This window comes from Methylocystis borbori, assembly GCF_036576025.1.
GTDB classification, from domain to species: domain Bacteria; phylum Pseudomonadota; class Alphaproteobacteria; order Rhizobiales; family Beijerinckiaceae; genus Methylocystis; species Methylocystis borbori.
Genome location: NZ_JAZHYN010000082.1, coordinates 1 through 5365, shown reverse-complemented (window position 1 = coordinate 5365; position 5365 = coordinate 1). Strand labels below are relative to the sequence as shown.

Annotated in this window: 7 protein-coding genes and 2 pseudogenes; 4 read left to right on the top strand and 5 right to left on the bottom strand. The window is 61.6% G+C overall.

Annotated features, from left to right (window positions below; genetic code table 11):
• Window positions 1-154 (bottom strand): annotated as a pseudogene (locus V3H18_RS16320) (cysteine synthase A); the annotation flags it as partial.
• Between the two features lie 205 nt (window positions 155-359).
• Between V3H18_RS16320 and V3H18_RS16315 the strand changes: the two are divergent.
• The 4 genes from V3H18_RS16315 to V3H18_RS16300 all read left to right on the top strand — a co-directional run bounded on the left by V3H18_RS16315 (window position 360) and on the right by V3H18_RS16300 (window position 2907).
• Window positions 360-1787 (top strand): aryl-sulfate sulfotransferase, encoded by a 1428-nt coding sequence (locus V3H18_RS16315; protein ID WP_332083143.1) that lies wholly within the window; start codon window positions 360-362, stop codon window positions 1785-1787.
• A gap of 23 nt (window positions 1788-1810) precedes the next feature.
• Window positions 1811-1987 carry a hypothetical protein gene (locus tag V3H18_RS16310; RefSeq protein WP_332083142.1) on the top strand — a complete coding sequence of 59 codons (177 nt, stop codon included), beginning with the start codon at window positions 1811-1813 and terminating at the stop codon, window positions 1985-1987.
• A 102-nt stretch (window positions 1988-2089) separates the two neighbouring features.
• Window positions 2090-2329 carry a hypothetical protein gene (locus tag V3H18_RS16305; protein WP_332083141.1) on the top strand — a complete coding sequence of 80 codons (240 nt, stop codon included), beginning with the start codon at window positions 2090-2092 and terminating at the stop codon, window positions 2327-2329.
• 98 nt (window positions 2330-2427) lie between these two features.
• Window positions 2428-2907, top strand: a complete 480-nt coding sequence (locus V3H18_RS16300; protein ID WP_332083140.1) for a cupin domain-containing protein — start codon at window positions 2428-2430, stop codon at window positions 2905-2907.
• Window positions 2908-3029: 122 nt separating this feature from the next.
• Here the strand turns inward: V3H18_RS16300 and V3H18_RS16295 are convergent, their stop codons facing one another.
• The 4 genes and pseudogenes from V3H18_RS16295 to V3H18_RS16280 all read right to left on the bottom strand — a co-directional run.
• A complete protein-coding gene (locus V3H18_RS16295) occupies window positions 3030-3467 on the bottom strand; it encodes an RrF2 family transcriptional regulator (RefSeq protein WP_332083139.1) in 438 nt (145 codons plus the stop codon).
• A 393-nt stretch (window positions 3468-3860) separates the two neighbouring features.
• Window positions 3861-4322, bottom strand: a complete 462-nt coding sequence (locus tag V3H18_RS16290) for an ExbD/TolR family protein (RefSeq protein ID WP_332083138.1) — start codon at window positions 4320-4322, stop codon at window positions 3861-3863.
• Entirely contained in the window at window positions 4303-5046 is a 744-nt protein-coding gene (locus V3H18_RS16285; RefSeq protein WP_332083137.1) for a MotA/TolQ/ExbB proton channel family protein, read from the bottom strand. The genes V3H18_RS16290 and V3H18_RS16285 overlap by 20 nt, the downstream gene beginning before the upstream one ends.
• A gap of 29 nt (window positions 5047-5075) precedes the next feature.
• Window positions 5076-5365, bottom strand: a pseudogene (locus tag V3H18_RS16280) (energy transducer TonB); the annotation flags it as partial.

Genomic DNA, 5365 nt, shown 5'->3' with positions numbered 1-5365 from the left:
GCTTGGCGAGAAGATTGGCCCTGACGCCCTTGGCGCGCGTCAGCCGGTCGAGCCGCACCAGCGGCGTGTCGCCGATCGTCTGCGTGATCGAATCGTAAATCCGGCCCCGCCCCGGCTTCGCAGGCGGAATATAGCTGGCGATGCGATTGGACATTCGAGCGCTCCTATTGGACGGCCGGCGGGGACTCCTGATGGGCCAAACACTACATAAATTATATATATTTTCAAGGGCGCTCATACCGGACTAGCCCCATAAAATTGGCATAAATTTTTGGCCGTCCCTATCTATTGCATATTAGATGACTAGGATTATAATCGATTTCGTCAAACGCTAATGGTCGAGCGAGGGAGCAAGCGAGATGGCGGCGACGACAAAATGCGCGAAACACTTGCGACCGAGCCTTGAGCTGCGCCTGCTCGCGCTGACCACGGCGTTTTTCTTCTTCTTTTTCCTACGCGCGGGCCTCTTTCCCGTCCGCGCCGAGCCCAGCGTGTATCCGACGGGCACGACGATCTACGATCCGTCCCGCGCCTATAATTCCTTCGTTCTTTTCGCGGGCGGCGACGATATTTCCCGCCTCATTGATCTTAACGGCAATATCGTCCGCGACTGGAAATACAGCGGACAGCCGGTCGCCTTCATCGACCCCGCGCTCCTCGGCGGCCGGCGCGGGCATATTTTCGTCACGCTCGAAACCGAGGAAGGCAAGGGAACCGATCTCGTTCCCGGGCGCGTTCAGACGCGCATCCGCAAGACGGTCGGCGAGATCGACTGGGACGGCAAGAAGCATTGGGACTTCGGCGCAAGCGCGCCCGGCGGCCGCGCGCAGCAGCATCACGACATCGAGCGTCTCCCCAATGGCAATACGCTCGTGCTCGCCAATATCATCTATCCGCTGCCGGGGTTCGCGGCCCCCCAGGCGCTCGACGACGTCGCCTATGAAGTCAATCCCGAAGGGGAGATCGTCTGGACCTGGGCGGCCTCCGACCATCTCGACGAAATCGGCTTCGCCCCGGAGGAATTGAAGCTCCTCAAGGCCTCAAAGAACGCCGACTATCTTCATGTCAACGATCTGAAGCCCGTCGGCCCCAATCACTGGTTCGACCAGGGCGACCAGCGATTTGCGCCCGACAATCTGATCTTCGATTCGCGCAACGCCAATTTCATCGCGATCATCGACCGCAAGACGCGCAAAATCGTCTGGACGCTCGGACCCCATTATCCGCCGATCGCGCAGGAAGGAGCGGCTTCGCGCAAGCTTCCCCGCCCGGTCGACCAGATTTCCGGCCAGCACGACGCGCACCTCATTCCCAAGGGACTGCCAGGCGCGGGCAATCTGCTCCTATTCGACAATCAGGGCGAGGCCGGCTATCCGCACGCCGCATTGAGCTACACCGGCGGCTCGCGCGTTCTCGAGATCAATCCGACGACGAAAGAAATCGTCTGGCAATATACCGGCGCGAACTCGGGCAATCCCGGCTGGAGCTTCCGCAGCACGCATATCAGCAACGCCCGGCGCCTGCCCAACGGCAACACCTTCATCGACGAAGGCCAGATCGGACGCTTCTTTCAAGTGACGCCGGCAGGCGACATCGTCTGGGAATACATCAATCCCTATCCGCGCCGCGGCAAGGATCAGGAGACCGGGCGCGAGACGCTCAACTACGCGGTCTATCGGGCGCAGCCCGTTCCTTATGACTGGGCGCCGGAAGGAACGCCGCATAGCGAGACGCCGGTCGCGCCGCCGGACAATGCCAGCTTCCGCGTCTCGACGAAAGAGAAGTGACAGAGGGGAAACGAGGGAGCGCCATGTTTCACGTCTATGTGATCAAAATCGGGACCCACGCCATAGGCATCGTCAGCCTGGCCGCAGAAGGCTATCGCTTCTATGCGGTCACGCAGACCTTCAGCGCGCTGGAGAAGCAGATTTTCGGCAGCGCGGAAGAAGCGCGCAGCGCCGCCCTGGCGCTTTCAACCCTTGGCTAGAGCGCGGTCCTTTGAGCGGAATCGCCTTGCGAGCGCGTCGCAAACGTGAATCCTGCTCTATTCTTGTAACTGGAGCGGCTCGTTCGTGCGAGGGAAACGAGAATGAGAAGCGCAAGAAAGAGCGTAAATTCGACGCATGCGTCGAATGTCGTGGCCTTCCCCAGGCGACGCGAGGAAATTGAGATGCCTCTCGCCGCGCCCATCCTCCTCATCATGTCGCTCGCGCTTTTCCTGATCTATGGCGCGCATGCTTTGATCGAGGCGTCCTCGGAGCTCGCCCTGCTGGATCGCCACTATCGGATCGCCTACCTCAACGTCGACGCGCGCGGGGTCGCCCGCTGAAACGCGCTGCGAAAAAACGGAATCCGGTTTTTCGCGGAACGCGCGCTCTAAATTTTTAGCGCTTGTCGAAGGAAGGCGCGATTTCCAAAGGAGAGACCATGGGCATCGTAACGAAAGCGTCGATCGGGGCCGGGCTTTTGAGTCTGGCGGTATGCCTGCCGGTCGTCGCCGAGACGGATGGCGGTTTTCTGCGCATCCTCCCCGAGCAGACGCCTTTCAAGAGTCCGCTCGGCGCCGGTCCGTCGCAGGCGATTCTCTATGGCGATCCTTCAAAGCCGGGCTTCTATGTCGTGCGCAACAGATTCCCGCCCGGCTCTCATTCCAATCCGCATTTTCATTCGCAGGATCGCCACGCCACCGTGATCAAGGGCGTCTGGTGGACGGGCGTTGGAGAGAAACTCGATTTCAAGAACGCCGTCCCGCTCAAGGAAGGCTCTTACATGCTGCATCCCGCCAATGGCGTGCATTGGGACGGCGCGGGGGACGAAGAAGTCATCGTCCAGATCATCGGCGTTGGTCCCGTCGAGACAACGCCGGTCGGCGGCGAGTCCGACCTCAACTGGCCCAAACCTAAATAAGCGCGGCCGAGCGCGCGTTTGCGAAGCATCGATTCTTGAACGCGCTTCGCGCTTCTTGAATTGAAAAATTTTCTACGCCAACCGGCATCTACCTCGGCGGAAAATGTTCTCTTCGCGCGCGCTCACCTCAGCAGCGCATGGGCCTCGCGATTGCCGCGATTGCGCAGCGAGGCGATGCTGGTGCGGTCGAGGATCAGCGCGATGGAATCCCTCACGTCGAGCATGACGTCGCGAATCGCGCAGGCGTTTTCGTCCGGGCAATCCTTGCACCGCTGATAGGCGGTGCGGCTGGCGCAGGCGATCGGCGCGAGCGGACCGTCGAGAATGCGGATGATCTGCCCGACGGTGATCTTCTCCGCCGGCCGCGCCAGATGGTAGCCGCCGCCCTTCCCTTTCCGGCTGTTGAGAATGCCGGCGTTGCGCAGCTCCACCAGAATGGCGTCGAGAAACTTGCGGGGAATATTATTGGCTTCCGCTATGTCGCCCGCGAGGCATTGCCCCTCGGCCTTGGCCAAGTGGATGAGCGCCTTTAATCCATATTTCGCTTTGTTCGAGAGCATTCTTTGAAATCGCTGCGTCGCCTTCGCGAACCCCCTAGGCTCGCGGCCGCGCCGAATCCCGGCTAAGCGCCCTTTTGCCCAGCTATCATACAGGATCGAAATGGAAAAGCGCGCAGCGACAGGCCTCCTAAGCGCGATCGCGCCGACAAGGAGCGCCGGCGCGCCAGATTTAATTGAAATAAGAATGGCTTATTAGAAATTCAACAGGCTGTGGACGAATTTTGAGGAATCGTCCCGGATCCGGCTTTGACGGGTCGCGGAGAGGAATTACCGCGGACCGAACCCGGGACGACAGGCGCGCCAAGCGCGCTTTCCGATCGAACGAAATCGGCCGATCGATAAGAAATCGCGCCAAAGTTGATCGAAAAAGTCCGTCAACTTTTTTGGAACTTGCTAGGGGATCGCCGATGCGGCCTTGGCGCCCAACCCGTTGCCCCCGGCCTCCGAAACCAGGGCGACTTTCAGATAGCCCGCGGCGTTGATCACGCCCATCGCCTCGGCGACCTTGCCGTAGGCCACGGCCTTGTCGGCGCGCACATGGACGCGGCGATCGCGATTGTTCTCGCTGTTCGTCCGGAGCGCCAGGAGCAGGCCGTCGGTCCCCGTCGCTTCCGTCTTGTCGACGAAGAACACGCCATTGGCGTCGACGCTGACCACGATCGGCGGCTGCTGGTCGTTAAGCTGCTTGGCTTGGGTCTTCGGGAGATCGACCGGAATGCCCGCCGTCATGAGCGGGGCGGCGACCATGAAGACGATGAGCAGCACCAGCATGACGTCGACAAGCGGCGTGACGTTGATGTCCGCGATGGGCCGCGAATCGAATTCATCATCATGCTTACGCAACGCGAAGGCCATTGCGCTCTCCTCTCGTTGACAGTTGACGGGAAAGTTCGACTTCGAACACGCCGATGAAAGCGGTGAGCCGCTTGCCATAAGCGGAGATGTCGCCGCTGATGCGATTGTAGAAGATGACCGCGGGAATGGCGGCGACAAGCCCGAGCGCCGTGGCGAACAGCGCTTCGGCGATGCCGGGCGCGACGACGGCGAGGCTCGTATTGTTCGACGCGGCGATGCCCTGGAACGAATTCATGATGCCCCAGACGGTGCCGAAGAGGCCGACGAAGGGCGCGACGGCGCCGATGGTCGCAAGGCCGGGAAGACGCGCCTGCAAATGGTCGAGCGCGCTGGAGCTCGCGAGCTGCGCGACGCGATGCACGCGTTCCTGCAGCGAGTCCCGCTGCGCCTCCGTATAGACGAGGTCCGCCGAGCGGGCGTGTTCGTCCACCATCGCGCGATAGACCTGAACGAACGGATCATTGGGCGAGGCTTGCGCGAAGCTTTCCGCGACGGCCGTCACAGGCAGGCCGCCTTGAATGCTATCGATGAGGCGCGTGGCGCGCCGATGCAGAAGGCCGAGCCGAATGAGCTTTTCGGCGATCACCGCCCAACCCCAGGCCGAAGCGATGATGAGCAGGACGATCACCGCCTTGACGACGATGTCCGCTTGCAAGAACAATTCGACCGGAGTCAGCGTATGCGCCAAGGCGGCCGAAGCGGTCGCTGTCACTGGATCTGCCATTAGTCTGCCTTTCCTCTTTTCATTCACTGTCAGGGGCTGAAGGTGAGGGCGCCGGAAAGCGCGACGGGTTTGCCGGGAGAGGGCACCGAGCCACAGCGTCCGCCGAGGCGATTGGCGACGGCGTCGAAAGCGCCATTGCCGGACGGCGTGATGGAATAGGCCGTCATCTGTCCCGATGCGCTGAATGTCGCCCGATAGGCGATGCGCGCGGTGCGCGGCGCCTGCGACTCCGGATAGGCGTTGGCGGCGGCGCGCTGCATGCAGGCGTGGAAATGATTGGCGATGGCGGAAGCCGCCGCGCCGGGCGGCGCCGCAGGCG

Excerpts from the sequence above, each read along its gene's own strand:
- V3H18_RS16315 (WP_332083143.1), top strand. The coding sequence starts at position 360 with ATGGCGGCGACGACAAAATGCGCGAAACACTTGCGACCGAGCCTTGAG.
- V3H18_RS16310 (WP_332083142.1), top strand. The coding sequence starts at position 1,811 with ATGTTTCACGTCTATGTGATCAAAATCGGGACCCACGCCATAGGCATC.
- V3H18_RS16305 (WP_332083141.1), top strand. The coding sequence starts at position 2,090 with ATGAGAAGCGCAAGAAAGAGCGTAAATTCGACGCATGCGTCGAATGTC.
- V3H18_RS16300 (WP_332083140.1), top strand. The coding sequence starts at position 2,428 with ATGGGCATCGTAACGAAAGCGTCGATCGGGGCCGGGCTTTTGAGTCTG.
- V3H18_RS16295 (WP_332083139.1), bottom strand. The coding sequence starts at position 3,467 with ATGCTCTCGAACAAAGCGAAATATGGATTAAAGGCGCTCATCCACTTG.
- V3H18_RS16290 (WP_332083138.1), bottom strand. The coding sequence starts at position 4,322 with ATGGCCTTCGCGTTGCGTAAGCATGATGATGAATTCGATTCGCGGCCC.
- V3H18_RS16285 (WP_332083137.1), bottom strand. The coding sequence starts at position 5,046 with ATGGCAGATCCAGTGACAGCGACCGCTTCGGCCGCCTTGGCGCATACG.